The organism is Candidatus Chlorohelix allophototropha (assembly GCF_030389965.1).
Lineage (GTDB): Bacteria > Chloroflexota > Chloroflexia > Chloroheliales > Chloroheliaceae > Chlorohelix > Chlorohelix allophototropha.
This window is the reverse complement of sequence record NZ_CP128399.1, coordinates 1,264,569-1,290,952: the sequence shown is the minus strand read 5'-3', so window position 1 is coordinate 1,290,952 and position 26,384 is coordinate 1,264,569. Positions and strand designations below refer to the sequence as shown.

General features: G+C 50.3%; 20 protein-coding genes. 6 read left to right on the top strand and 14 right to left on the bottom strand.

All coding sequences use genetic code 11. The features are described 5' to 3' along the window. Positions 1 to 44: 44 nt before the first annotated feature. Positions 45 to 749: a response regulator transcription factor gene (locus OZ401_RS05430; RefSeq protein ID WP_341469692.1), complete on the bottom strand. Its 705-nt coding sequence runs from the start codon at positions 747 to 749 to the stop codon at positions 45 to 47. Between the two features lie 747 nt (positions 750 to 1,496). Here OZ401_RS05430 and acs point away from each other — a divergent pair. After that, positions 1,497 to 3,437, top strand: coding sequence for an acetate--CoA ligase (gene acs / locus OZ401_RS05425; RefSeq protein WP_341469691.1), 1,941 nt, complete (start codon positions 1,497 to 1,499; stop codon positions 3,435 to 3,437). Between the two features lie 89 nt (positions 3,438 to 3,526). Here acs and OZ401_RS05420 read toward each other — a convergent pair whose 3' ends face one another. Next, the gene (locus OZ401_RS05420) at positions 3,527 to 3,781 is read right to left on the bottom strand and encodes a hypothetical protein (RefSeq protein ID WP_341469690.1); all 255 of its coding nucleotides are present in this window, start codon (positions 3,779 to 3,781) and stop codon (positions 3,527 to 3,529) included. 276 nt (positions 3,782 to 4,057) lie between these two features. Here OZ401_RS05420 and OZ401_RS05415 point away from each other — a divergent pair, with 276 nt between their 5' ends. Then, a complete protein-coding gene (locus tag OZ401_RS05415; RefSeq protein WP_341469689.1) occupies positions 4,058 to 4,489 on the top strand; it encodes a DinB family protein in 432 nt (143 codons plus the stop codon). A gap of 81 nt (positions 4,490 to 4,570) precedes the next feature. Here OZ401_RS05415 and OZ401_RS05410 read toward each other — a convergent pair whose 3' ends face one another. From OZ401_RS05410 to OZ401_RS05400, 3 genes are all read right to left on the bottom strand, one after another. Then, positions 4,571 to 5,545: a DUF4268 domain-containing protein gene (locus tag OZ401_RS05410; RefSeq protein ID WP_341469688.1), complete on the bottom strand. Its 975-nt coding sequence runs from the start codon at positions 5,543 to 5,545 to the stop codon at positions 4,571 to 4,573. A gap of 162 nt (positions 5,546 to 5,707) precedes the next feature. Further along, the gene (locus tag OZ401_RS05405) at positions 5,708 to 6,127 is read right to left on the bottom strand and encodes a YybH family protein (RefSeq protein ID WP_341469687.1); all 420 of its coding nucleotides are present in this window, start codon (positions 6,125 to 6,127) and stop codon (positions 5,708 to 5,710) included. Beyond that, complete coding sequence (locus tag OZ401_RS05400; protein WP_341469686.1) at positions 6,124 to 7,098, bottom strand: DNA-3-methyladenine glycosylase family protein; 975 nt, start codon at positions 7,096 to 7,098, stop codon at positions 6,124 to 6,126. The genes OZ401_RS05405 and OZ401_RS05400 overlap by 4 nt, the downstream gene beginning before the upstream one ends. A gap of 138 nt (positions 7,099 to 7,236) precedes the next feature. Between OZ401_RS05400 and def the strand changes: the two genes are divergently transcribed. After that, positions 7,237 to 7,848 carry a peptide deformylase gene (gene def, locus OZ401_RS05395; RefSeq protein WP_341469685.1) on the top strand — a complete coding sequence of 204 codons (612 nt, stop codon included), beginning with the start codon at positions 7,237 to 7,239 and terminating at the stop codon, positions 7,846 to 7,848. An 82-nt stretch (positions 7,849 to 7,930) separates the two neighbouring features. Here the strand turns inward: def and nifJ are convergent, their stop codons facing one another. The 9 genes from nifJ to OZ401_RS05350 form a co-directional block, all read right to left on the bottom strand. Next, positions 7,931 to 11,539 (bottom strand): pyruvate:ferredoxin (flavodoxin) oxidoreductase, encoded by a 3,609-nt coding sequence (gene nifJ, locus OZ401_RS05390; protein ID WP_341469684.1) that lies wholly within the window; start codon positions 11,537 to 11,539, stop codon positions 7,931 to 7,933. Between the two features lie 188 nt (positions 11,540 to 11,727). Then, positions 11,728 to 12,924 carry an ABC transporter substrate-binding protein gene (locus OZ401_RS05385; protein ID WP_341469683.1) on the bottom strand — a complete coding sequence of 399 codons (1,197 nt, stop codon included), beginning with the start codon at positions 12,922 to 12,924 and terminating at the stop codon, positions 11,728 to 11,730. A gap of 446 nt (positions 12,925 to 13,370) precedes the next feature. Continuing rightward, positions 13,371 to 14,462: an alpha/beta hydrolase family protein gene (locus tag OZ401_RS05380; RefSeq protein WP_341469682.1), complete on the bottom strand. Its 1,092-nt coding sequence runs from the start codon at positions 14,460 to 14,462 to the stop codon at positions 13,371 to 13,373. 276 nt (positions 14,463 to 14,738) lie between these two features. Then, on the bottom strand, positions 14,739 to 15,647 hold the full coding sequence (locus OZ401_RS05375) for a pseudouridine-5'-phosphate glycosidase (protein WP_341469681.1): 909 nt from the start codon (positions 15,645 to 15,647) through the stop codon (positions 14,739 to 14,741). 51 nt (positions 15,648 to 15,698) lie between these two features. After that, positions 15,699 to 16,952, bottom strand: a complete 1,254-nt coding sequence (gene serB / locus OZ401_RS05370; protein WP_341469680.1) for a phosphoserine phosphatase SerB — start codon at positions 16,950 to 16,952, stop codon at positions 15,699 to 15,701. A 112-nt stretch (positions 16,953 to 17,064) separates the two neighbouring features. Then, positions 17,065 to 18,501, bottom strand: coding sequence for a dihydrolipoyl dehydrogenase family protein (locus OZ401_RS05365; RefSeq protein ID WP_341469679.1), 1,437 nt, complete (start codon positions 18,499 to 18,501; stop codon positions 17,065 to 17,067). Between the two features lie 11 nt (positions 18,502 to 18,512). Next, positions 18,513 to 19,787: a dihydrolipoamide acetyltransferase family protein gene (locus tag OZ401_RS05360; protein ID WP_341469678.1), complete on the bottom strand. Its 1,275-nt coding sequence runs from the start codon at positions 19,785 to 19,787 to the stop codon at positions 18,513 to 18,515. A 5-nt stretch (positions 19,788 to 19,792) separates the two neighbouring features. Further along, the gene (locus tag OZ401_RS05355; protein ID WP_342398996.1) at positions 19,793 to 20,818 is read right to left on the bottom strand and encodes an alpha-ketoacid dehydrogenase subunit beta; all 1,026 of its coding nucleotides are present in this window, start codon (positions 20,816 to 20,818) and stop codon (positions 19,793 to 19,795) included. A 21-nt stretch (positions 20,819 to 20,839) separates the two neighbouring features. Further along, the gene (locus OZ401_RS05350; RefSeq protein ID WP_341469677.1) at positions 20,840 to 21,916 is read right to left on the bottom strand and encodes a thiamine pyrophosphate-dependent dehydrogenase E1 component subunit alpha; all 1,077 of its coding nucleotides are present in this window, start codon (positions 21,914 to 21,916) and stop codon (positions 20,840 to 20,842) included. A gap of 130 nt (positions 21,917 to 22,046) precedes the next feature. On the opposite strand from OZ401_RS05350, the gene OZ401_RS05345 reads away from it, so the two are divergent. From OZ401_RS05345 to OZ401_RS05335, 3 genes are all read left to right on the top strand, one after another. Further along, positions 22,047 to 23,654, top strand: a complete 1,608-nt coding sequence (locus OZ401_RS05345) for a glycosyltransferase (protein ID WP_341469676.1) — start codon at positions 22,047 to 22,049, stop codon at positions 23,652 to 23,654. Between the two features lie 254 nt (positions 23,655 to 23,908). Beyond that, positions 23,909 to 24,493: a hypothetical protein gene (locus tag OZ401_RS05340; RefSeq protein WP_341469675.1), complete on the top strand. Its 585-nt coding sequence runs from the start codon at positions 23,909 to 23,911 to the stop codon at positions 24,491 to 24,493. 25 nt (positions 24,494 to 24,518) lie between these two features. Beyond that, the gene (locus OZ401_RS05335; RefSeq protein ID WP_341469674.1) at positions 24,519 to 26,366 is read left to right on the top strand and encodes a hypothetical protein; all 1,848 of its coding nucleotides are present in this window, start codon (positions 24,519 to 24,521) and stop codon (positions 26,364 to 26,366) included. Positions 26,367 to 26,384: the final 18 nt, after the last annotated feature.

The following is a 26,384-nucleotide window of genomic DNA, read 5'->3' as shown; positions in this document are numbered from 1 at the left end:
CAAGTATTAACAACAATGCTGGTATAACCAACCAATTAATTGAATTATAACCCCAAACGTACCGCTAATACTGCCGCTTGCGTCCGGTCATTTAACTCCAATTTATCAAGAACTGATTTTACGTGGCTTTTTACAGTTGCCTGACTGATCATTAATCGTGTGGAGATGTCTATATTGGTCAAACTTTCACCAAGTAGTTCGAATACTTCTTTCTCACGGCGGGTCAAATTCTTTGCGAGTTCAGCCTTTTTGGCAAGTTCTTCGTTCCTCTGAGTGGCGCTACTACCGTTTTGAAAAAAAACATCGGTTTGCGCAATATCGTGTATTAAGTAACGTAACATTGCAGGGTCAATTAACATCCCACCGTTAGCTATCGTTACAACCGCACGTATTAAATCTGTTCGAGTGGAGTCTTTCAGGATATAGCCGCTTGCGCCACATAACAAAGCCTGTTTCAGATATTCCTGTCCATCGTGAAAGGTTAGCATCAACACATCGCAATCTCTGCAATCTTTTTTTAGCAAACGAGTTGCCACCAAACCATCAAACTCACCGGGCATTTCAATATCCATTAAAGTAATATTCGGGCGTAACTTTCGAGCGAGTTCGACTCCTTCTTTACCGCTCGTTGCCTCACCTACTACCTCAATAGTTGATTCAATCGCAAGAATACTACGTATTCCTTCACGCACATCTGCGCGATCATCAACTATCAGCACTTGTATCATGTCTTCAGCTTGTTTTGCCATGTTATCCGTTTCTTATGATCTACTGTTCTTTTCAGTGCAATTATAATACAACAAGCTTACGATAATTATTACGTCCAAGGATAAAATGTTCAAAGTCAATCAGAATTAAAGGGAAAAAGGAGAAAGCTCCCGACCACAATAGAAAACGGCGTAAACCCGAAATAAGTGATAACCTTTTCTCAGTCGGAATAAAAAAGCTTTTAATTCCACAGGTGTAATTATACTATTAGTAAGCCTCAAAATTAGCAAGTCTCAAAATGCTAGATATGCTCAGAGGGTAATGAACCGACCTTCTCGGAGAAAATTAGAGAGTAAACACATGCTCTTCTCTTTTTGAAGATAGGTAATAGAAGGTGACGAATAGTATTCTCCTTAGTATTTGAACAGCATCATAACTTGACATAATCATGAGGCGCTAATCTGAGAATCACCTCTTCGCGTATGTGAAAAGTTGCACAAATCTGTGAGATGTCGAAACAGGTACTTAAGAAGCTGATTAGTGAGCATTTTAGCAATTGACCGTCTTCCTCTCATTAACTATAATAGTGGGTAGATGTGTTGTATCTATTCGCCTGCTTTACCATGTCCTGATGCCAACCCGCGATTGGCTTTAATACATAAGGAATTTTTCTCACTATGCGTATCCATGTATTAGCTACGGGATTACAAATGGAGACACGAACAACGTTGTTTTTGGCGAAGGCAGCAGCGCGGGCGCAAGCCACTTAATTAAGGAGGATTTACCGGATGAGCGACCTCAAATCCGAGGCTACTGATCATGTTTTAAATGAATTGCGTGTCTTTACCCCTTCTCAGGAAGTGGTGGACAACGCCAATATTACGGCGTATATGCACTCCAAAGGCTATACTGATTTCCACGAGTTCCACAAATGGTCTGTTGAAAACCGTTTCGAATTCTGGGATGATATGGCGAATGAGCTTCATTGGTTCAAGAAGTGGGAAAACACCTTTGAATGGACTCAGAAACCCTTCTTCCGCTGGTTTACCGAAGGCAAGTTTAATATTGTTTATAACTGCCTTGACCGCCATATGGGAACCCCGGTAGAAAATAAGGTTGCCTATTACTGGGAAGGCGATAACGGCGATACCCGCACTATTACCTACAAAGACCTGTACCAGCAGGTGAATCGTTTTGCTGCCGGTCTCCAGAAATTGGGCGTTAAGAAGGGCGACCGGGTTGGTATCTACCTTCCCGCCGTGCCGGAACAAGCGGTAGCTTTGCTGGCAGTAGCGCGTTTGGGTGCGGTTCACTCGGTGGTATTCGCCGGTTTTGCTGCTCACGCGTTGCGCGATCGCTGCGTGGATGCCGAAGCTAAAATCATTATTACTGCCGATGGTAACTATCGCGGCGGCAAGTTGGTTGATCTCAAGAAGACCGCCGATGAAGCGGCTGCTGAAGTGCCTACCCTTGAGCATGTGGTGGTGTACCAACGCTTAGGCACCGAAGTTCCTATGAAGGAAGGGCGCGACATCTGGTGGCACGACCTTGTTGCCGACATTCCCGAAGATGTGGTTGTACCCTGCGAAGAGATGGACAGCGAAGATATGCTGTACATCCTCTACACCAGCGGTAGCACCGGCAAGCCAAAGGGCGTAGTACACGTACATGGCGGTTATGCGGTGGGCGTTTACGCTACCATGAAATTCACCTTCGACATCAAGCCGGAAGATGTGTTCTGGTGTACTGCCGATGCGGGCTGGGTAACCGGTCACAGCTACTTGCTGTACGGGCCGCTCATGACCGGCGCGACTAGCGTCTATTTCGAAGGTATTCCCACCTATCCTAACCCGGATCGTTTCTGGGAAGTATGCGCCAAGTACAAAGTATCCATCTTCTACACCGCTCCTACCGCGATTCGTAGCTTGATGCGCTTTGGCGAAGAATGGCCACAAAAGCACGACCTCAGCAGCTTGCGCTTGCTCGGTTCGGTGGGTGAGCCTATCAACCCCGAAGCATGGATGTGGTATCGCGATGTAATCGGGCGACACGAACTGCCGATTATGGATACTTGGTGGCAGACTGAAACCGGCGCGCACATGATTACCCCCAATGTGACCCTGCCTCTGAAACCCGGCAGCGCTACGTGGCCCTTCCCCACCATCGAGGCGGACGTGGTGGATAAGGACGGTAGCTCGGTTGGTCACGAAAAGGGCGGCTTCTTGGTTATTCGCCACCCGTGGCCCAGCCAGATGCGCACCATTTTCCGTGATGCGGCACGCTACGAAACCTACTGGAATACCATCGCCGATGTTTATTTCGCAGGTGATGCGGTGCATCGTGACAATGATGGCTATTTCTGGATTCAGGGTCGTGTGGATGACGTAATCAAGGTTAGCGGTCACCGCCTTGGCTCGATGGAAATCGAGTCTAGCTTGGTAAGTCACCCAGCGGTTGCGGAAGCAGCGGCAATCGGCAAGCCAGACCCGATGAAGGGCGAGCATGTCAAAGTGTTCGTAATTCTGAAGAACGGTTACGAAGCCAGCCCCGAAATGGAGAAGGAACTGAAGTTGCACGTTCGCAGCAACGTAGGTCCCGTAGCAGTGCCGGACGAACTCGAATTCGTGCCTTCGCTGCCCAAGACCCGTTCTGGCAAGATTATGCGCCGTGTAATCCGTGCCAAGGAACTGGGCGAGCCAATCGGCGACACCAGCACTTTGGATAACTAATTCTCGAAGAATCGAAAAGGGCGAGGGATATTGTACCCCCGCCCTTTTTTTGTTTTCCACTGTCTATCTGATGGTAATATGGGGTTTATTTATAAGGCTTTTGGGACTCCCATGTCAATAATTCTTTTTGCTAATAATTGACAGTGTATAGACTTGATTTCCTTTTTCGTCATCCAATTTACATCGCCAAGCGGATTCAGATCCTCGTCAATTTCGGCTTGAAGCCCTTGCAAATCCGCAACGGAGATATGCAATCCGTTGTACTCGAAGGGTTGTAACTCTTCGGGGCGGGTAAGTTCCTCATAAATTCTTTCTCCAAGCAGGAGTTCTAGTTTATCTTCCATTGACTTTTCCTTTGCCGGGATTAACCACCCGGTTCGGTGTTAAAGATTGATTACCGCACCTTTGGTAAGAAACTTCTTGTAGTGAACTTTCATATTTAGGGTAAAGGTGGCTAACTGGAGTGCAACTGTCTTTTGTGCTTTTTCTCTGCTGCAATCTATTGGTGGGGGGTTCTATATGCTAGTACAAAAGAGAAGCGTTGAATTTGTGTAGGCTATAATTATATTTATAACATTAAAATATGCTTATTACAATATCAAAAGATAAAAAGGCAAATTATGGATACTTTGCTGGCAGAACTAAAAGAAATAATAGAGCGTGTGTCGGGACAATTGCGAGCGATAGTGGGGGCGCAAGTAGCCGCGCCGGGCGAGTGGTCGAAGAAGCAACTGCTAGGTCATTTGATTGATTCGGCTACCAATAACCACCAGCGTTTTGTGCGGGTGCAGTTGGAAGCGGAGTTGCGCTTTCCGGGTTATCGGCAGGAAGAGTGGGTAGCGGTGCAGCACTATCAGGCGGAAAACTGGGAAGAACTGGTGCTATTGTGGGAGAGTTGTAATCGCCACTTGCTGCACCTTGTGCGCTACATACCGCAAGACGCGCTCTCCAAACTGTGTTATATCGGGGAGGGCGTACCCATAACGGTGCAAACCCTCTTTTCAGAGTATCTTACCCATATGAAAGGGCATCTGGCACAGCTTTTGAGCTAATTTCCCTACTCCAACGCTTTGGAAAGCTAGAATCAATCAGGTTGCACCAGAATGGTTGTAACAGGGAAGGTAGTTAAGTTATTACACATTTATATTGTTTAGGCGGGGGCGGAAAATGCGCTCAAATTTTATCATTGTTTCAATCATTTGATCTTGTAGGGTCGACCAGGAGTCTGGATCGGCTAAACCGCCGATATCATAACGTTTGCGAATTCGACAGGCACGTTTCCCTTCGAGCCTTTCCCAATCGATTGTGTCGCCGAATTCTTGCTCAATTTCGACCTTTTGCTCAAATAACCTGTCGAAAATCTGTTTGTTTTTTAAGCCTTGGTCTTTGGTGGAGTCAATGTAAAGCTCTACTCCTCCTTGCTCCCGCAAGATTACATAGGTGAAAGCCAGACCAGTGATGCCTGCTCCGATTCCAAGCCAATATTCCCGGCTAGGAGAAATAGCGGTAAACAACTTCGTTTTCTGTTTGCTGCGTTCTAGCAAGCTTTTCCAGAACTCCAAGTTGGCGTACTGGCGGTCAGCCCATTCCTTCTTTTTATCTCCTACCTCTTTGGCTTGTCGATCTGGACCAGCCATGACGGTAAAGAGCGGTGCATAAGGAGAATCAGCTATTCTTATAGCCTCTGCCTTAACCAAATAGAAAGCCGTATCTGCTGGAGTGTTTTCATTTAACCAGTTAATCACCTTCTGATGCTCAGGACGTGGTTCGGTCATTATCCAAACAGCCGTTTTCGCTTCTAAGTTAACCAGATAGGTCAGAAGTTGCCCTAAATGGCTATGGTCGGAACGCTCTAGCTGATTCTCGATAATAACTCGGTCACCTTCATCATCTTCACACAGCAAATCCACGTTAAAACTTCCCACCGCTTTTTCGCGTTCGATTACGGTGAGAGTCATATTTATCCGATCACTTAATGCATTGATATTAGTTTCAAGCCAGGTTGTAAAATGGCGGGCTTCATTTGGGAAAGCCTGTCGAATAGGCACTACTTCTAAGCTGGCAATTGTTTTGTCAGAATTAGACATATTTGTGGAAGCGGCTTTCAACTTTATGGTTTCTCCTAATGTAGTAGGCTCTGAGTTACATTATATCTGTGCTATAAATTATTTTTGAACTCGTATTATTGTACTTCTATCCACCAATTTTACCACCCAACTTAACATAACGCAATAATACTCTAAACACTAGAACTATTTGTAGCTACCAGACTAATATTCCAGCACGCCCGTGTGCATCGTCATTTTCCAATCTGCGCCGACTTTGGCGTAAACTTTGCAGACGCGCCCAAGCCAATGCATTTGCGAACCGTCCTGCGCTTCCCATAGCGTGTCGATGTCCACCACTGCGAATGCGCCATCCCCCTCGCGGGAGAGCGTGATTTTCCTGATAACACGGTGGTTGTGTACCAAGCGGTGGCTGTCGAAAAGCTCTTGCCATGATGCTTTCCAGCGGTCGTGGTCGAACCGCCCGAACTCTATCATCCAATCGATGGGGTTATGCGCCTGAGCGTGAGGAGGCCAAACCCACACCATATCGGGATGGAACATGCTGGTCAAAAGCTCTGCGTCCTGCGTATCCCATGCGCGAGTCTCGCGATTGACTATCTCCTCGATTTCGGCATGGCTCATACGTTATACATCCGCATATAGGAATAATAACAAGCAAAGGTGCGATAGGGTGCAAATACTGCGGTAAGCGACTCGAACTCCTCATCGGATAAATCGGCGCGGCGGTCGTAGCCGGAAGCAAGCGTCTTGCGTAAGCCCTTCTCGTCGATGAATACGTCCGGGTGGCACAACCCGCGCATTGCTACATAGTGCGCCGTCCACTTGCCCACGCCCGGCAACTCGTCCAGAATCGCCACCGCTTCGTGACCGGGCAAGTGGCGCAAACGCTCGAAATCGAATTTCTCCGGTTCGGATACAACCATTTGGGCGATGCCGGGCAAATATCCAGCTTTCTGGCGACTGAAGCGCATGCTCTGTAACTCATCGGGCGACACCTCCGCCAACTTTTCAGGCGTGGGAAACAGCCGATACTCTTTGTCGCCGAAACGCGCCTTTGAACCGTAGAAAGTGAGGAAGGTTTCTTGCAAGCGTTTTGCCAAACCGGGATAAATTTGGTTGGCAATCACGGTACGCAACAAGCCTTCCCACGCGCCCCCCAAGCCGGTAGGTCGCGCCGGGAAAAAGCGGGCGCATAGGTTTTCGCCGTACTCGTTCACGCTGAGGACAGTGCGTATTTCTTCCAGATTCACGTTCAGATAAAAGCGGCGGTCTGCCCATTGCGCGGCTTTTTCTAGCTGCGCCGGAGTGGGCAGCGAATCTGCATCTTCATCGGCGCGTAATCTCAGGCTCAGGCGCGGCTGTTCTAGGCTGCCGGCGTTGGCAAGGCGTACCAAGAAGGGGCGATTATCCAGCATCAGAGGTCGTTCTAGCCAGCTTAAATCTTCCGCCAGAGTTTCGGTCTGGTCGGTTGCGCCGCTCTCCTTCAACGAGTTTAACGAAGCGTGGAAGTCGAAAGGTGCAGTTGGTAAAAGCTCTGCGCTTAAAGCAAAATCATCTTCTGCGGTAACGATATTTTCAATTGTAATTGCCATTATTCTCATGCCCTTTCTAATACCAATCTCTACCCTTATTGGACTTTATCCTGCCGCGATTGTCAAGCGGGGCTATTTATTTTGATGGCAAAAATTGCTATGATTGGCAACAAAATATTATAAGGAGAAAATGCCATAATGAGCAATCAACTTGACATAAATGCTAAACTCGCCGATCCGGTGCTGCAATTTACTGATATGCGCTTGCGCCAAATTTCTGCGCCCGTTTCAGCTGCCGAATTTGACAGCGTGTGGCTGCGCGATTGGGTGTCGCGACTAGATTACTCACGGGTGACGTTTGGCGGCATCGGCATCGCTGCGCCACAGGTGGGGTTGTTCTCGCGGTTGATAGTAATTGCGATTCCGGCGCACGAGCGGGTTGGATTTGGGCAGATAGCCGAAGTACCGTTGCAAGCGTTGGTAAACCCGGAAATAGTGTGGTATTCGGAGGATATGCGCAAAGCCACCGAAGGTTGCCTCTCGGTTAAGGGTTACGAGGGCTTTGTGGTGCGCCCCGGTAAAATCGGGGTGGTGGCGTATAGCCCGGAGGGAAAGCGGCTAGAATTTGAAGCCGATAGCCTCTATGCGCGCGTTTTGCAGCACGAAATTGACCATCTGGATGGTATTCTCTATCCCGACCGTATCACTACTCTGCGCGACCTTCGCAAAGTCTCGCCCGTTGCGCCGGACGACCCGGTGCTGAATTTCAACAAACTCATTCCCCGTCCCGAAGCCGGACTAGTGATGTGATAGAAAAAGCCCGGATTTTTGTCCGGGCTTTCTGACTAGAATTGCTGTGGGCTGCTGCTGCTGGTAGCCCACAACAGGATTACTAATTCTTGCTATCCCCGCCGGGCGCATCATTCTTGTACATATTTGCCAGATTCTTGTAGAACTGCCAGCGCTTTTTAACGTCAGTGTCAGCTTGCTGCAACATATCGGCAGCAGCTTCCTTTTGACCGTTATTGGCTAGTACCTGGAAACGCCCCTCGTTTTTGCTGTATTCCTCAAAGGTTGCGGTTGGGTCTTTGGAATCCAGTAAGAACGGGGTTTCGCCTTGCTCTGCCTTTTCAGGATTGAAACGGTAGATCGGCCAATCGCCCGATTGTACTGCCAGCTTTTGCTGTTCCAAACCCTTGCGCATATCAATGCCGTGCGCGATACAGTGGGCGTAGGCGATGATGATAGCGGGTCCATCATACGCTTCGGCTTCAAGGAAGGCGTTGAGTGTTTGCTGATCGTTTGCGCCCATCGACACTCTCGCTACATACACTGAACCGTAAGACATCGCCAGCAAGCCGAGGTCTTTCTTGGGTTTAGCTTTGCCCTTTGAGGCAAATTTGGCAACTGCCGATATCGGGGTAGCTTTGGAAGCCTGACCACCAGTATTAGAATAGACTTCAGTATCTAGCACCAGTACCTTGACATTGCGACCACTTGCCAGCACATGGTCTAGACCACCGTAACCGATGTCGTACGCCCAGCCGTCACCACCAACAATCCAGACGCTACGTCTGACGAGAATGTCCGCCAGTACCGATAGATCTTTCATGTAAGTATAGCGTGGGTCATCTGCGCTGGTAGCTTCCAGTACAGGCTGTAACTTCTGCTTTAGCAGGGCTACCCGCTCGCGCTGTTTCTTCAAACCTATTTCGTCCAACTGCTCGGCTTTTAGCAAAGCTTCTACCAATTCAGCGCCAACGATATCGGACACTTTTGGCAGAATTTCTTGCACATATTCAAGCTGTTTGTCCAGAGCTAAGCGCATGCCCAACCCGAACTCGGCGTTATCTTCAAATAGCGAGTTCGACCAAGCCGGTCCTCGCCCTTCGCGGTTGTACGACCATGGAGTGGTGGGGAGGTTGCCGCCGAAGATTGAAGAACAGCCGGTGGCGTTGGCAATGTGCGATCTGTCGCCGAACAATTGAGTTAATAACTTGATGTAAGGTGTTTCACCACAACCGGAGCAAGCTCCCGAAAACTCGAAGAGCGGTTGCAGCAATTGCGAGTTCTTGATTGAACCGAAGGTTAGGCTGGTGCGATCTACTTCCGGCAATGACTGGAAGAATTCCCAGTTCGCTTTTTCCGGTGCGCGCAAAGGTATTTGCGGGGCGAAGTTGAGGGCTTTGCGTCCGGGCTGTTTCTTGTCTTTCACCGGGCAAACTTCGATACACAGCGCGCAACTGGTACAATCTTCTGGAGCTACCTGCAAGGTGTAAAGTTTATCGCCGAATTCTTTGAAACGCGCTTCTGTACTCTTGAAAGTAGGGGATGCGTTTTCCAGCAAAGCCGGGTCATAAACTTTCTGGCGAATAGCAGCATGAGGGCAAACCATTACGCATTTACCGCACTGAATACAAATATCTTGTTCCCATACCGGTAGTTCGGTAGCGAGGTTGCGCTTTTCCCATTGGGTTGTACCACTGGGGTAAGTGCCGTCCACGGGCATTGCCGACACCGGCAGGCTATCGCCTTCCAGCGAAATCATCTGCCCTAGCACATCGCGTACGAAGGTTGGTGCTTCTGCAACTACTGCATCACGAATCACCAACGAACCGGATACTTCCAACGGTACTTGCACTTCTCGAAGATTTGCCAGAGTTTGATCTACCGCCAAGTAGTTCTTCTGCACAACCGCTTCGCCACGCTTGCTGTAGCTCTTCTTGATGGATTCCTTGATTTTGGCAATTGCCTGATCTTTAGGAAGCACTCCGCTCAAAGCGAAGAAGCAGGTCTGCATAATGGTGTTGACACGACCGCCCATACCGGTGTCGCTGGCTACCTGCTGCCCGTCAATTACGTAGAACTTGAGCTTTTTGTCGATAATTGCTTGTTGTGTCTTGACCGGGATGTAGTTCCAGACTTCTTCAGCACTGTAGGAAGTGTTGAGCAGGAACACGCCTCCCTGACGAGCGTTCTTTACCACATCGTATTTTTCGAGGAAGCCGAACTGGTGGCATGCTAGGAAGTCTGCTTCGTCAATCAGGTAAGCGGCGCGAATAGGATCAGGTCCAAAGCGCAAGTGCGAGTTTGTGACCGTGCCGGATTTCTTCGAGTCGAAGTAGAAATAGCCCTGCGCATAATTGTCGGTTTCTTCGCCGATAATCTTGATGGAGTTTTTGTTCGCACCGACTGTACCGTCCGAGCCTAAACCCCAGAAGACACAGCGTACTGTTGTATCTTTCTCGATGGAGAAATGCGGGTCAAAGGACAGGCTGGTAAAGGTCACATCATCGTTGATACCAACGGTAAAGTGGGTGAGCGGTTCGGCTTTGGTTAGTTCATCGAAAATGGCTTTAACCATATTAGGTTTAAATTCTTTGGAGGAAAGACCGTAGCGACCACCCACAACCTTGATAGCATGTGAGTCATAGCCTAAATCCTTGCCGCCTTCGCTCAACGCTCCCACTACATCAAGGTAGAGTGGTTCGCCACCGCTACCGGGTTCTTTGGTGCGATCTAACACGGCGATAGTTTTAACGGTTTTGGGTAACGCTTGCAAAAAGAGGTTAACTGGGAAGGGGCGATATAGGTGTACTTTTAAAACACCGACCCGCTCACCTAGTTCGTTCAGATACTTAACGGTTTCTTCGACGGTCTCTGCGCCCGAACCCATTACTACGATTACTCGGTCAGCATTAGGCGCGCCCACATATTCATATAGCTTGTATTGTCTGCCAGTGAGGGAAGCGAATTTGTCCATCGCGTCCTGCACGATTTCAGGGCAATTCAGATAATAAGGGTTCGCGCTTTCACGCCCTTGGAAATAAACATCCGGGTTTTGAGCAGTACCCCGAATGAAAGGGTGTTCTGGCGATAGAGCGCGTTTGCGATGAGCCTGAATCAAGTCTTGGTCGATCATGGCGCGCAGATCGTCATCTCCGATTTCTTCGATTTTGTTGATTTCGTGGGAAGTGCGGAAGCCATCAAAGAAATGGATAAAAGGAACGCGAGCCTTGAGAGTGGAAGAATGAGCAATAGCCGCGAAATCTTGTGCTTCTTGCACATTGTTAGAGGCGAGCATTGCCCATCCGGTAGCACGTACCGCCATCACATCGGCATGATCGCCGAAGATTGAAAGCCCTTGTGCTGCCAACGAACGCGCCGCCACATGGAACACAGTGGAGGTCAATTCCCCGGCGATTTTGTACATATTGGGGATCATTAGAAGCAAACCTTGGGAAGCCGTGAAGGTCGAAGCCAGCGCTCCGGTCTGGAGTGCGCCGTGCAAAGCCCCTGCCGCACCGCCTTCGGATTGCATTTCTTCTACCAATGGAACAGTTCCCCAGATATTCTTTTTCCGGAGGGCTGCCCGACTATCCGCCAATTCCCCCATAGCGGTGGAGGGCGTGATTGGATATACTGCGATTACCTCACTTAACTTGTAGGCTACGTTTCCGGCGGCTTCGTTGCCGTCAACCATTACCTTTTTGCGTGTCATTAAACACCCCTTTTTTGCATGTTGCCATATTACGAATACTCTTTTTTTGTTGACTCTAGATTAATTCTTATCGGTTAAAAGCAGGGTAGACAACGGTAAACAAAGAGTAAATCCGTAACAAACAAAACTTTTCGCGAAAAATTTTTTTATACGGGCGGCGGAATCGGTGAAATATGGTATCGTATAGGCTACTCTGCATATACCAACCGTCCATTGCGCCACGCAACCATTAGTACATCCTGTCGGTTTAAAGCTTCATGCATACTGCCGCTTTTCCAAGGTTTGAAATAGCTTTTGATGATTCCGTCGTTCAGAGAGCTTTCTTCCAAAGCTATCCGCAATATTTCGCGGTTATCGGCGCTACCCGGTTTCCTGAGCGCTTCTATCAGTAGGCGGGTAGCGTCATAACTTTGTGCCACTCCACCGGGAAAATCAATCGTGTCGGTATTAAAAAAGCGTTTGTAACGATTGATGAAATCGGTGTAGCGTGGGTTCGGGTTCTCGATAAAGGTCTGGGGCAGAAAAATATTTTCGGCGATTACCGGCAAGCCTTTGCCAAAACTTAAAAGACTGAGGTTGTCGCTTCCCGCAATCGGGATAACAAAATCTTGTTCTGCCAGCAGCGCGCGCAGTTGACCGCAAGCTGGTGCGCTGCCCCAGAAGAAAATAGCCTCAGGCGCTGCTGCTTTTACGCGGGCGGCATATTCTTTCTGGCTTTCGCTCTTATCGTCAGTGTAAAACGGTTCATCAAAAACCGGGCTGATATTTTTACTTTTCAAAAATGTCTGCCAAGTCTTACGCCCTTCCTGACCCGCCTTGCTGCTATCGGTAATTAGGGCGTAACGGCTATAACCGCGTTTCTGGAAAAAGCTTTGAATTTCTTCGAACTGCACTACATCTGGCACTGCTAGGCGAAAGATATAACTGCTGTCGTTCTGGGTAATTCGCTGGCTGGTGACAACCGGGACCAGCCATGGCACTTGCCAGTGATTTGCCAGTGGCGCTTCCGCCAAACCTACCTCATCGCTGACCGTTCCGATAATTGCGACGACCCGCTCCTTATCCACCAGATCCGCCAGCACTACCTTCGCCATGTCGGGGCTGGATTGGTCGTTACGTTCTATCAATGAGATTTTACGTCCGTTCAGCCAGCCGTTTTGCTTTAGCTCATCCAATGCCAGCAATACCCCGCGCCGCATTGCCGCTGCGTAAGCCGCATTTGCGCCGGTGAGCGGACCAACCAACCCGATTTTAATATCGCCGGTGCCGTTTCCCACCACCGGGCTAGGCTGAATGTCGGGTATAGCTGTAGCGGTTACTTCCTCGCTACAGCCAGCCACCAACATCACTATGAGCAATGCCAGCAAAGCCCGAAGCTGTTTCAATCTATAGAATCCTTTCAATCTATATATATTAGCATTCCTAGAACATCTTGGCAAAGTCAGTTTGTGATATTAATCACGGCGAAATGGTGAATAAATACATAGTCGGTTTGAGCTTGCGGGGATAAGATAGGGAGGTAAGCGACGTGCTTACAAAATCTAATTCTCCGATGTTTTCTCTCTATACTCCTTCCTAAAACATAAGAACCGCTGATGAGCAGCAGCGGTTCTTTTTATTTTCTCTTGCAAGAATGGTTGTAACAACTCAGCTTGGGTACAAAACAAACGAAAAGGGGTGCAGGGGAAATTCCCCGCCGGGGTCATAGGGGTGTCCCCTATACTTCCTTTCCCTCTTTCCCCCTTGATGGGGTTAGGGGGTGAGTAGTTACGAAGGGTTTAAAACAAGGGGTTTTAAACCCCTTGCTTATATTTTGATTCAAGCGTTGGTTTTATGATACCTGATGCAAAATTTGGCGACCACTGGAGTCGATGCCGCCATTGGTGCGCTGCGAACCGTATGCCCAAATATCCGAGCCACCTTTGAAATGGTAGTTGAACGCGCCAACTGCCACTTTCCAATAGAGCCACCAATCCAAAGCGTCCAGTGTACCACCGACCAAAATATTGTAGTTGGTCATTGGGGCGTAATGATCGGCGTTCAGGCTGATGTCAGGATAGGACACTACCGTGATAAGTTGACGATGAGTTACTTGCGGAATGGCGTTATACAGGTTTTGAGGGTCACTACCGGCTACCGTATCGTTGTCACCTTTGATTATGGTGTACCAAATCGAAGCGGGGATAGTGTTGGCTCCGGCAATGGCATCATCACTGCACACACCGCCGTTGTTATTGCTGAAATTGTTGGCGATGACTGCGGTAGGAGCAATGTAGGCGCTGTTGGTGGTCATGCGGGCTGCTAACGCTTCTACTTTTGCGCCCATTGAATGCCCCCACCACGCTACTTTGGGCGGGTTGCTGGCTTTGCCGCTCAACTTGTTGGTGATGGTCTTTTTAATACCATCAAGGAACTCGCCTGCCATTCGACTGTGCTGGCAATCCACCACTCCCGTGTCGGTGTCAATGAAAAGAGTGATGTAGCCTTTGAGGGTGAAGTGGCGCAACAACTGGTCATAATTGCTGGTGCTATCGAGGAATTTGCCGGGACTGACCGCAATCACCGGATAGCCACCTGCGGGGACTGTTCCGGTCGGTATAAGATAGGTAACTGCGGTGGGCCAAATTGCCAGCCCTTGCATATGCCAAATGTTGTAAGTGTTTACCGAATAGCTGGAATAGGCGTAAACATCGCTGCCGGGATTAGCCGGGTCGTGCGATTGGGTTGGTCCGGTTACAGTGGCAAGGGGTGCGCTAGCAGGGGCTAATAGCGATTGTACCAGCAATTCTTGGCGTGCAAGAGATGCAATGGTGGGAGAGGCGGCGTAAGTGGGTGCTGCCGCAAAAACAGTAAAGCTAAGCATCATAGCCAGACTCATTAATCCAAACAGAGCGGCGCGTCTTACTACCTGTTTCGTCATCATAACAGTAGATACCTCCACACTCGTTGAGCATTTGGCGGCTTCTTTGCCGCACTACGTTTCCAATTAGATTAGACACACCAGTGAGAGTGAATCCTAGGATTGATACTACAGTAAATGAATTTTACCCTATAGTGGGTTAAACTGGCAAATAACATAATTTAGGAAGTTTTGAGACTTGGCTTTCTTAATTTGCAGATTTCGCTTGAGGAGATTTTTCGAGCAACCCACTTGCGCAAGTTGCTCTTATATCTAGGTTTAATCTTTTGTGCTAAATAATTAAATTAGACGCGCATCGGTCATATACAGCGCCTTTGCGATTTGCGCCGCTACCGCCGCGTTATTCTTGAGCAGCGCCATATTGAGGGTGAGGCTTTTGCCGCCCGTTTCGCGACTGACCGCTGCCAGCAGGAAGGGCGAAACCGCCTTGCCTTTGACTCCTGCCGTTCCTGCCTGTTGCAAGGACGCTTCGATGGCGCGATTAATTTCGTCTGCGGAAAGCGCGGCGGAAGCGGGCGGTGGCACGACTACTACCAACCCTCCGCTAAAGCCCAAGTCCCATTGAGTGCGGGCGATTGCCGCGACTTCTTCTGGGCTATCGGCGCGTAACTCAAGGCTGATGCCGCTATGGGCAGTGTAAAAAGCGGGAAGCTCGTTTGTGCCGTAGCCTATCACGGGTACGCCCTGCGTTTCGAGGTATTCCATTGTCAGTTCAAGGTCGAGGATTGCTTTTGCTCCCGCGCATACCACCAGAACGGGGGTACGTGCCAGTTCGGTCAGGTCTGCGCTGATGTCGAAGGTTTGCGCTGCGCCCCGATGTACGCCCCCGATGCCCCCGGTGGCAAAGACTTTGATTCCCGCCATTTGCGCTGCAATCATGGTGGCGGCAACGGTGGTTGCACCGATTGTGCCACGCGCCAGTGCTGCCGCAAAATCGCGCCGACTGACCTTCGCCACATCCTTTGCAGTTGCCAGCTTTTCGAGCGCGTCTGCGCCAAGCCCCACTTTAATTTTGCCGTCCATCAGGGCGATGGTAGCGGGGTTTGCTCCGTTCTGGCGCACCGTTTCTTCTAAAGCGCGAGCGGTCTGGATATTCTCAGGGTAGGGTAACCCATGCGAGATTACGGTTGATTCGAGCGCAACGGCGGGTTGGCGTACTTCCTCGCCGATTTCGAGATATTTTTGCATTAGATAAAGCCTTCTGATTTTATGAAGATATATATACTGTTGAAAATTAACCTAACCAAAACGGGCAATCTCATGTTCGTGGATGCCGATGAGGTAGAGCAGCACATCGAGACTGGGCTGGTTGATGGAGAGGTCGGCGGCTTCGCGCACAATCGGTTTGGCGTTGAAGGCTACCCCCACGCCTGCCGTTTCGAGCATCAACAGGTCGTTTGCACCATCGCCCACCGCTAGCGTTTGCGCCAGTTCGATTTCTTCTTTCGCCGCGACTTCTTTTAGCAGACGGGCTTTAGCTTGCCGGTCAACAATCGCTCCGGTTACGCGCCCGGTCAACTTGCCGTCCTCAATCTCAAGGGTATTGGCGAAGGCGTAATCCAGCCGTAGCCGTTCCTTGAGGATGTCGGTTACGAAGTTGAAGCCACCACTGACGATAGCGGTTTTATAGCCAAGCAGTTTCAAGACTTTGATGAGTCGCTCTGCGCCGGGGGTGAAGCGAATCACCTCGAACACTTCCTGCAAGCGTTCAGCGGGTAAGCCTGCCAGCAACGCTACACGCTTGTGCAACGCGCCTGCAAAATCGAGTTTGCCCTCCATCGCTTCGCGCGTAATGTCGGCGACCTGCTGTTCCACTCCTGCTATTTTGGCAATTTCGTCAATCACCTCGTTCTGGATGAGGGTCGAATCCACGTCCATCACAATCAAGCGTTTGCTGCGGCGGTATAGGCTTTCGGGCTGCACCGCAATATCTACCTGTACCGCGTTGCTGACGGCAAAGAGCGACTTTTTTAGCTGTGCCTGTCCAAGACCACAGGGTGCGTAAACAGTTAACTCGATTGCTTTTAGCTGGTGTTCGGTCAGGCGGGAAATGCGGGTGATGTTTGCACCCATCTGTGCCAGCACTCCGGTGATGGCTTGCAGGGCATAGGGCTTGATGATGGGGGCGAGGCAGGTAACGGCGTACAGGTTGTCGCTGTTCGTAATATGCGTTGGGTCAAAGGGCTGTAGATTGATTGTCAGGTTTAGCTCAACCCCCAACCGCTCTAGCTTATGAAGCAGCGCCTGTTGCTCTTTGCGGGGCAGGTTGGCATCGCGCTTTGGCAAGCCCACATCCAGAGCCATTACCAGCAGCGGAGGGATGGTAACTTGCTGGATGTCCAGCAAATCCGCGCCCTCCTCATCCAACAAACGGCAGATGGCGGTGGTAACGCCGGGTTTGTCGTGTCCGGTGATGGTCAGCAGCCATCTAGCGACATATCCCGCTTCTTCAACATTATTGGTGTTATTGCTGCCTATTATGATATCGCTCATCTGCCCGCGCTTTGCTCAATTTTGTTTGCCAAAGGATTGTTAAAACTATTACTTATTGATTAATCATAAAGGTTGAGCAATGGCTGGTCAAGCCTAGATTTGGTAAAAAATGTCAACGGCTAGCGGCTTTCAAATCAAGCTGATGAATCACTTGCCCCAACGCGCTTTCTGCTCCTTCCAACAGCATTTCGCCCAAACCGGGATGCCAGTGCAGTGTTTCAGCAAGGTCGGTTAGGGTTGCTCCCATCTCGATTGCCAGCGCCGCTTCGCCGATAAGGTCGCCGGAGCGCGTGCCAACCAGCGTTACGCCCAATAGCGCGTCATTGTCCGCATCCGCTACTAGCAACGCCACACCCGAATCTGCGCCGAGCGTTAAGGCGCGTCCGTTCGCCGCCAGCGAAAAACGCCCGGTTTTTACTCGGTAGCCCGCCGCTTGTGCCGCTTCCGCCGATAGTCCTACCACTGCCAGTTCGGGCGAGGTGCCAACCACTCGTGGGAAGGCTTGCGGGGTGTATGCCACTTTTTTACCTGCCAACGCTTCCGCTGCCACTTTCGCTTGCTTGATTGCGCTGGTAGCGACTGCCGGACGGTGTTGGGTGCAATCTCCTGCCGCGAAAATGTGCGCCACGCGGGTACGTTGGTCGGCTGCCACTTCGATTGCGCCGCCCTCGCCCATGCTCAAGCCTGCCTCTTTCAAGTGTAGGTTGGCGGTGTTTGCTTGCAAATTACCGCATACTACTAGCGGCGTTCCGGTAGGTAGGGCGGTGCGTGTCTGCCCTTTCAGATACACCACGTTGTCGTTTTCCACTGCTACAGGAAATGCCTGCCCGATATGCTGTATCCCCAATTTGCGCAAACCCGCCATCACCAACCGAACTGCGCTGGCATCCACATCGGGCAAAGGGCGTTCTGCGGGAGTCAGCAGCGCTACGTGAGAGCCGAGTCGCCCAAAGACGGTTGCCAATTCCAACGCGATGTAATCATCGCCCCAGATTGCTAATATGGGAGGAATATCGGCAAGTTTTAATGCCATGCGCGGGTTCAATACCAACTTGCCATCGAAAGGTAAATCTGGAAGCGCGGCATAGCTCGCCCCTACCGCCAGCACGCACTGCTCGAAGTTGAAACGCAACGCGCCGTGTTCGCCTTCCACGCGCATCTCTTTAGAGTTCAGAAACCAGCCCAAGCCATGCACCACCTCGACTCGGTTGCCGGAGAGCAATTTCGCTACTCCTTCGGTCAAGCGATGGATGATGCCATCTTTCCAGTTCTGCATGCGGCTGAAATCGAGCGATGCACCTTCGGTCAAGATGCCCATACTCGCCAGCGATTCGCTTTCCAACGTTTGCCAGTAGCGTTCGCTGGCTGCCACCAACGCTTTGAGGGGGATACAGCCTTCGTTCAAACAGACCCCGCCCATTACGGTGGATTGCTCTACCAGCACCACGCTTTTACCTAGTTGCGCGGCGCGTATTGCTGCCACATATCCGCCGGGTCCGCCGCCCAGTACCACCACATCCACTGCGGTTGTAACATCGCCAACCACCATTGTTTTTTCTCCTAGACCATATCAAGCATGAGCCGGGCGGGGTTTTCCAGCAATTCCATCAGCACACGCATGAACTGCCCGGAAGTCGCTCCGTCAATCAGGCGATGGTCGAAACTGAGGTTGAGCGGCAGCATTGGGCGCACTATTGGCAGACCGTTGCGGGCTACCACCTCGTCCTTGATGCGCCCCACGCCCAGAATTGCCACTTCGGGCGGGTTGATGATGGGCGTACCCATTCCGCCGTCGTAGCTACCGTAATTGGAGATGGTAAAGGTGCTGCCGCTCAGTTCGTGTGGCTTTAGGCTGCGATTGCGCCCACCTTCCGCCAGCCGCGCTATTTCTGCGCCAAGTTGCGACAGGCTGAGTTTATCCGCATCACGCACTACTGCTACCACCAGTCCGTCCGGTGTGGCAGTTGCCAGCCCGATATGGTAATAGCGTTTGTAAATAACCTCGCGGGTTTTTTCATCAAGGCTGCTATTGAAGATGGGATTGGCTTTGAGCGCCGCAACCACTGCTTTGACTATAAACGGCAGATAGGTGAGCGATACCCCGCGCTGTTCGGCGGCGGGCTGTATCTGGCGGCGCATCTCGATTAATTGCTCTGAGTCCACCTGCTCAAAAGTGGTGACGTGCGGGATAGTGCGCCACGCTAATTCCATGCGCTCTGCCATGCGCCGTTGCAAACCTACGAGTGGTTTGCGCTCTTCGCCACCCGATGCGATGGGCGTTGTCGATACAACGGGCGGTGGGGGTGCAACTGTTTCCAATATTGGGGCGTGGGATGCGCCGTTGGTAGTGGGCTTGTGCTTGCTTTCTTCGGCATACGCCAGCACATCTTGCAACAGCACTCGCCCATCTGGGCTGCTGGCTTTTACCAGCGCAAGGTTCACGCCCAATTCCAAGGCTCTTTTGCGAACGGCAGGGGCAGCCCGCACCCTTGAAGCTAGTACACCACTTTCGGCAGGGGTAAACGTGCCGATAGCAGAAACGGCTGCTACGACAGGTACAGTCGCTACCATAGGTGCAATTGTGCTGCTTTTTGCGCTCGCTTGCGTTTCAAAGTTAATCAGTACATCCCCGACATGCGCGATTTGTCCTATCGGCTTGAGGATTTGTCCTACCACACCCGCAACCGGGCTAGGAATTTCCACCAGCGCTTTATCGGTTTGGATTTCCAGCATTATTTGGTCGAGCTTGACCGTTTCACCGGGATTGACCAACCAACGCACGATTTCCGCTTCGTGCATGCCCTCGCCTACATCTGGCAACTTGAACTCAAACATAGTGTTTAGTCCTCCAGAGTGGCGGCGATAGCCCACGCTACACGAGTGGGAGTGGGTAGATAAAGGTCTTCCAATTGGGGCGGCGGGAAAGGGGTATCATAGCCAGTTACCCGCGCTACGGGCTTGAGCAGCGAATAGAGGCAGTTTTCGTTTATGATGGCGCTTATTTCCGCGCCGATGCCGCCCGCTTTGGGGGCTTCGTGCACTATCATCGCACGTCCGGTTTTGGTGACAGAATTGACGATTGTTTCTTCATCAAGGGGCCAGGTAGTACGCAAATCCACCACTTCGATGCTTGCGCCCTTTTCTTCTGCCACTTGCTTTGCTGCTTGCAAGACCACCGAAACCATTGCCCCATAAGTGAAAATGCTGATGTCGCTGCCTTCCTGCACTACTGACGCTTTGCCCAACGGAATAACATAACGTTCTTCTGGTACTTCCTGCTTGAAAGAACGATACAGCTTGATATTCTCGAAGAATACCACCGGGTCGGGGTCTTCTATCGCTGCCGCCAGCAACCCCTTCGCGTCATAGGGGTTGGAGGGGACAACCACTTTCAAGCCGGGCGTTTGCAACAGCACCCCTTCGAGGCTATCGGAGTGTAGTTCAGGGGTACGCACGCCGCCACCATAAGGCGCGCGTATTACCATCGGGACGGTGAACATGCCGCCACTGCGAAAGCGCATGCGGGCTGCCTGTGAGACAAGCTGATTAAAGCTGACATACATAAACCCGGCAAACTGGATTTCGGCAATCGGGCGCAAGCCATATACTGCCATACCTACCGCCGTACCGATAATGCCCGACTCTGCTAAGGGCGCGTCAAACACCCGATTCTCGCCAAAGTGCGCTTGTAGTCCATCGGTCACGCGGAACACACCACCGTTTTTGCCGATGTCCTCGCCTATCATTACCACTCGCCCGTCACGTTCCATCTCAATTCGCAGCGATTGGTTGATAGCTTCAATCATAGTCAGGCGCGGGGCGGGTTTTGCGCCGGGAGTTTGGTTAGTGGCTTCTAAAATAGTCATCGCTTTCCTCTCCTGTGCCTACTAAAGACCTTTTTCCCTCATCTCGCGCCGCATTTCCTCACGTTGTTGCTGCATGCGGGGGGTGGGTTGCTCGAAGGTGATGTCGAAAATCAGGTCGGGCGTGGGTTTGGTTCTAGCTTCCACGTAATCCACCGCTTCGTTGATTTCGCGTTCGATAGTTTCCGCCATAATGTGTTCGCTTGCCTCGTCTAGCAAATGCTGCGCGAAAAGGTATTTGCGGAAACGGTCAATCGGGTCGCGCTGTCGCCAGTATTCGAGGTCTTCTTTTGGCACATAACGGGAGGGGTCGTCTGCGGTAGTGTGCGCCCCCATGCGGTAGGTAATCGTTTCAATCAAACTAGGTCCTTCGCCTGCCCGCGCTCGCGCTACCGCTTGTTCCATCACCTTGTAAACCGCCAACACATCATTGCCGTCCACCAAATAAGCTGGAACGCCAAAACCCGCCCCGCGCAATGCCAGCGTTTGGACAACACTTTGTTTGCGGCGCGGCGTACTGATTGCCCAGCCGTTATTGGTGACAGCCAAAATCGCCGGGGCTTTGAACACTCCCGCGAAATTGAGCGACTCGTTGAAATCACCCTCGCTGGTTGCGCCATCCCCGCAAATACCCAACGCCACCGCGTCATCGCCTTTTATTTTCGCGCCCAACGCCAACCCGGTGGTATGCAACATTTGGGTGCCAATGACAATTTGGATGGGTAGGGTGTTGGTTCTAGTATGGGTATTATCGGGCGGGTAGCCCTTGAAGTAATAAAGTAAATCGTTGTAGGGCACGCCGCGCACCAGAAAACAGCCTGCTTCACGATAGGAAGTTGCCAGCCAATCTTGCGGCTTGAGCGGTGCGGACAGACCCACCGCCGTTGCTTCCTGCCCTGCCAGCGATCCGAAAGTTCCGGCGCGTCCCTGCCGTTGCAAAGCGATGATTTTATCAGAAAATATACGGGTTGCCAGCATATAGCGGTGCAATTCGATTAGCTTGTCGGGCGAAAGGGCAGGAGGTTCATCTACTAATTGTCCCTTGTGCGTTAGAACCTGATAAGGTCTATCCAACGCGGGAATTTCCAGTTCAGCAACCATTCTATTCTCTCCTTTGAAAAATTCGTGTTCTGTCTTTCAAGTTTACCCCAATTGCCTATACGCCGCAATTGAAATTGCATTTGTGCACCTTTTTACATTTTGAGGCTTATGCTCTATACTTCTAGGCGATATGGAACTGAAAATATACAACGCGCATAGTCGTCGCAAAGAAAAATTACCCGACCATAAGGGTCTAATAAAGCTTTATGTCTCCGCCCCCCTGCTTGAGGATAAGCGTACTCCCGCAACCCTACGTTTGAATTGCCTGTTGGATTGGCTTGGGAAGGCGTTGCAGCGAAAGCGTCTCAAGTTTGAGCGTGTAAGCGAGGCTGCTACCGCCGATTGCCTACTCATAACCGATGAGGAAGAACGCAAACAGGCGGCTTTTACGTTGCTGCCCGGCGCACCTGACCTTGCTATAAATCCCGGCGACCTGATTGGCTTTAGTCCAGCCGAGTTGCGCTATTGGTTGGCTTCAACCCATTATCGTGATAACATGCCTCCGCTTCGCGCTCTTACCGATTCGGCAACTGCGCTGGAAAGGCTGCGAAGCTCTATTTCGCGCCTGAAAGCTCAGAATACCAACGGCGGGTTAGCCGAAAGCGGCAAAGCCTCTGCCTCAGTGGAAGAATGGCGCAACCGCTTTTATGAGCAAATCGCCGACGACCTGAATTTGCCCCGTGCCTTGACGGTGCTATGGGCTATGCTATTACAAAGTGATTTGGATGATGCATCCCGCCTGCGTTTACTGGCTGAGTTTGATCGGGTGCTTGGCTTTGAACTAGGGCTGGATAATCCCGCGCCTGCCGAACCGAAAAATGAGCCGACCCGCTACCCGGATAAGAAAGCCAAAAACCCGGTTACAGGCAGGGAAGGGGCAAAAGGCACGCCCCGTATGAGCGATTCCAAAAACAAGCCTTTCCAGAAAAAGCCACAGCAGAGAGAACAGCAGCAGAAAGAGGAAACGCAGGGTTTACTCCGCCTTAAGAACAGCCGCATAGTGCGCTCTTTCTTGCGTGAGGAAGATCGCTTCGATTTTACGGTGTGCTTGGTTTCGCGCCAGAATTTGCCTGAGCTAAAAATCACCCTGAACAGTTTGCTGGCACAGGTCATCAACTCGAAGCGCACAGTTGAGACGATTGTGGTGGATTTGAACGGCGCGGAGGAGACAACCACATATCTCCAAACTCTCAACACCGCTTACCGTAATTTCAGGGCGTTATTCGCGGAGGATTTGGGTGTGGCAGCCGCACGCAATATCGCTTTTCGGCAAGCCCGCGGGCGTTGGTTGTTGCTGCTCGAACCGGGTTTGAAGCTCAAAGGCGACCTGTTTGACGCGCTTTATCACCGTCTTTACGCGATGGAAGAATATGCTCTTTACGGTTTGGCGGGTTTGAAGCTTGAACGGCAGGAGGGAAAAGCGGTTGGTCTAAGCCTTACTGGAGCCCACCCCGATGCGCTTGAAGGTAGCTTATTATGCTTCCGGCGCGTGTTGGTTGAGGACGAAGTGGGATTTATGGACGAGCATTTCCGCCACCCCTACGCTCTTGAAGCCGATTATTCCTATAATTTTAAGGATAAAGGCTTTGGACTGATGATTTTGCCGGATATTGAACCGTTATTGGAGCGCACTGATCAACTAGGTACTTCCCCTCATTATGGTTTCAGCCCCGAAGAAGAAGAACGCCAGCGTCGCAAAAACTGGGAATTATTTCTCAGAAGCTGGAATCTGCAATAGAATCCGATTTACATGGTTTCACTCGGGTATTTGGTGCTATAATTTCTCCTATATATTAGCAAACATTTCAGAGTCATTTAATAGTTATTTAACACTTATAGCCTTAAGACTCAGCTATAATCCTTGCTAAGGATGCCCGCTTCGCAGGTTGTTCTTTACTTATTCAATTTTAACCCGGAGACCCGTTGCAGGCGAGCTTTCCGGCGTTTGATCCGGTTTTAAATCTCAAAATAAAATAACACCGGGTGCGGTATATGCTACTTTTCCGCGTATTTGGTCGATTACTTACCCGTTTTTTTGGCGGGTTAGGTCGTTTCACTATAGGAATATTCAAATTTTTTGGTCGGCACGAAACAATTCTGGGTGGCGTGGTACTTACTGCGGTTGTAGTGGGTGGCATCTGGTTACTAATAACAATTCTCAACATTAATATAGTAGTAGGTAACCCCCAGCCGGTAGTAAGCAAAAGCGTCTCTGCTCAAGCTTCTGCCACATCTTCAAAAATAAGTACCACAAACGCGCCCCAGATTACAGAAGCTTTCATGCGCGGTCAGATTTATCTCAATGCCGATGATGTATGGAATTCACTCGATGCCCAGCTTCAAAACCAACTTGCTCAGATGGGCAGGGGTAAAGATTACTTTGCGCAGCAATTTGCCCAGTTTAAAGAACGAGGTATGCAATACCAAGAATATCGTTATATCGGCGGCTTTGACGGTGGAGATGGGCAGACCATCCATTTCTATGTAGCGCGCTATTTAAACATCAATAAGCAAATAATAGATGAGCCTTTTACCCTAGTAGTGGCAGGGCAAGGCAAAATAATCGCCTTTAATTAATATTCGCATAAGGGGTAGTTCACTTATGATATTTAAAATAGTTGGTCGGATTACAATCCGTTTCTTTCGGGGTTTAGGACGGTTGACCATAAATACCGGGCGGTTTACTACTCGCCATCCGGTGAGTAGTTTCATTATTATAGCTTTCCTATCGGCAGCAATCACTTTGCTTGTTTCCACCAACTTTTTGAATATCGTCAGTGCGGATAATTCCAGTTCATTAGTCCGTAATGCTGATGGGGTGACAGGTACGGCGCGTGAGTCCAGCGTGCAAGTGCTAAAAGGTCTTGCCGCCTACAATGCCTCCCAAATATGGCAGGGCATTAATGAGGACTATCGCCAAACCTTGATTCATAATGGACTTGATTTGGCGCGGTTGCAACAACTGCTGGACGAAGCTAAAAAGCCCACTCAGGCTAGTGGTGACCCGGTTGTGTATGAATACTTTACATGGCAGGGTTTTGGAGACTTGCGTGACGGTAGCGGTAAAGCCGATGTTTTTGAAGCTACTCTGAAAATCGGTGCTACTGAAACCAAAACACATTATGCTTTGAAAGTTGATGCTAAAGATCGTATCCGCGATATTATGAGCGATGACTCGCAATTGTCAAAAACCCTGTTCTTCACCACTGTGCGTAGCGCAAACCCGTTGGTAAAGCCGGGTGATGGCAGCACCCTTCTGTTGCTTGGTCTATTCAAAAATGATGCGAAAGAAGTTTGGACATCGCTTTCTGATGATTACCACCAGCAGTTGAACGACTCCGGTGTAGATCAGCCAATGATACAGGCGGCTTTTGATAAGCTTAAAAAAGATGCTACCGTTCCTAATTACGATCATTTCACCCTACGCGGCAATCAAACTGATACTACTTCCACTGCGACAATTGAACAATATGCTGCATATCTGAAAAATAGCACCACCCCGCAATTTACCTATACTATCAACCTTGATGCTACCGGGCATGTGACTCAGGTAACCAGCAACGACCCTTCGCTGCAAGCAATCTTTCTCGAATCGATAGTGCGTAGTGCTGATGCGACTATCAAGCCGCGCAGCGCCGGCGTGCAGGTTTTGCAGGGCATTTCAAAATTCAATGCTAAGCTCATTTGGAACGGGTTGAGCGATGCCTATAAGAAAGCTCTAGCCGCTGATGGTTTCAATCAGAACAATATGCAAGCCGCTATTGACAGTACTGTCAAGGAGCTTGACGCAATCAGTGAGAAGCCGCAATATACCCGTTTTGAATTGGGGCAAGCCGGACAAACCCGTGATACAGGCTCAAACGCCGAGATGTACACCGTCAGCTATACCGTAAACGGGCGCGAAACAACCACCGTATTTTTGGTGAAGTATGATAGCAGCGATAAAGTCACTGAGATTGTGGCGCAAGACCCAATCGTTAGCACCGCCCTTCGCAGACCCTCAAATAGCTCTACCTTGCCGCAAACGGGCACAGATTTGCTCTCTCCTAGTTTTGTAGCCGAGCGCTTGATGTCAGGTTTGACCACCTTTGACACCCAAAAAATCTGGGCTTCGTTCAGCGCTAGTTACCAGAAAGAGTTGAGCGGAAAAGGGATTACCCCTGCCACTATGGCAGTCGAAATAGGTAAATATAAAGCGGAAGCCGTTACCCAGAATGTCAAGCTGAGTTATGTGGGTTACAGCTTTGTTCGTGGCAAAAGCTATCCCGCCGGAAATTCTGAAGCCAGTTATTCTTCGACGCTGCAATATGGCGATCGTGCTGGACAATTTGATTATCTGATAATTCTGGATAGCAGTGGCAAAATACAAGCAATTACCACCTCCGACCCGATTCTGAGCGCTATGTTAGGGCGCAACCAGACTAACGGGACGCAGACTACTACTCCTTAACGGTTTAAATGCAAGGAA

What these genes read in the sequence shown, in the direction of transcription:
- OZ401_RS05340 (WP_341469675.1), top strand. Translation starts at nt 23,909, where the DNA reads ATGCTACTTTTCCGCGTATTTGGTCGATTACTTACCCGTTTTTTTGGC.
- OZ401_RS05420 (WP_341469690.1), bottom strand. Translation starts at nt 3,781, where the DNA reads ATGGAAGATAAACTAGAACTCCTGCTTGGAGAAAGAATTTATGAGGAA.
- OZ401_RS05345 (WP_341469676.1), top strand. Translation starts at nt 22,047, where the DNA reads ATGGAACTGAAAATATACAACGCGCATAGTCGTCGCAAAGAAAAATTA.
- OZ401_RS05415 (WP_341469689.1), top strand. Translation starts at nt 4,058, where the DNA reads ATGGATACTTTGCTGGCAGAACTAAAAGAAATAATAGAGCGTGTGTCG.
- serB (WP_341469680.1), bottom strand. Translation starts at nt 16,952, where the DNA reads ATGAGCGATATCATAATAGGCAGCAATAACACCAATAATGTTGAAGAA.
- OZ401_RS05350 (WP_341469677.1), bottom strand. Translation starts at nt 21,916, where the DNA reads ATGGTTGCTGAACTGGAAATTCCCGCGTTGGATAGACCTTATCAGGTT.
- OZ401_RS05405 (WP_341469687.1), bottom strand. Translation starts at nt 6,127, where the DNA reads ATGAGCCATGCCGAAATCGAGGAGATAGTCAATCGCGAGACTCGCGCA.
- acs (WP_341469691.1), top strand. Translation starts at nt 1,497, where the DNA reads ATGAGCGACCTCAAATCCGAGGCTACTGATCATGTTTTAAATGAATTG.
- OZ401_RS05375 (WP_341469681.1), bottom strand. Translation starts at nt 15,647, where the DNA reads ATGCAAAAATATCTCGAAATCGGCGAGGAAGTACGCCAACCCGCCGTT.
- OZ401_RS05365 (WP_341469679.1), bottom strand. Translation starts at nt 18,501, where the DNA reads ATGGTGGTTGGCGATGTTACAACCGCAGTGGATGTGGTGGTACTGGGC.
- nifJ (WP_341469684.1), bottom strand. Translation starts at nt 11,539, where the DNA reads ATGACACGCAAAAAGGTAATGGTTGACGGCAACGAAGCCGCCGGAAAC.
- OZ401_RS05335 (WP_341469674.1), top strand. Translation starts at nt 24,519, where the DNA reads ATGATATTTAAAATAGTTGGTCGGATTACAATCCGTTTCTTTCGGGGT.
- OZ401_RS05380 (WP_341469682.1), bottom strand. Translation starts at nt 14,462, where the DNA reads ATGATGACGAAACAGGTAGTAAGACGCGCCGCTCTGTTTGGATTAATG.
- OZ401_RS05400 (WP_341469686.1), bottom strand. Translation starts at nt 7,098, where the DNA reads ATGGCAATTACAATTGAAAATATCGTTACCGCAGAAGATGATTTTGCT.
- OZ401_RS05360 (WP_341469678.1), bottom strand. Translation starts at nt 19,787, where the DNA reads ATGTTTGAGTTCAAGTTGCCAGATGTAGGCGAGGGCATGCACGAAGCG.
- OZ401_RS05355 (WP_342398996.1), bottom strand. Translation starts at nt 20,818, where the DNA reads ATGACTATTTTAGAAGCCACTAACCAAACTCCCGGCGCAAAACCCGCC.
- def (WP_341469685.1), top strand. Translation starts at nt 7,237, where the DNA reads ATGAGCAATCAACTTGACATAAATGCTAAACTCGCCGATCCGGTGCTG.
- OZ401_RS05430 (WP_341469692.1), bottom strand. Translation starts at nt 749, where the DNA reads ATGGCAAAACAAGCTGAAGACATGATACAAGTGCTGATAGTTGATGAT.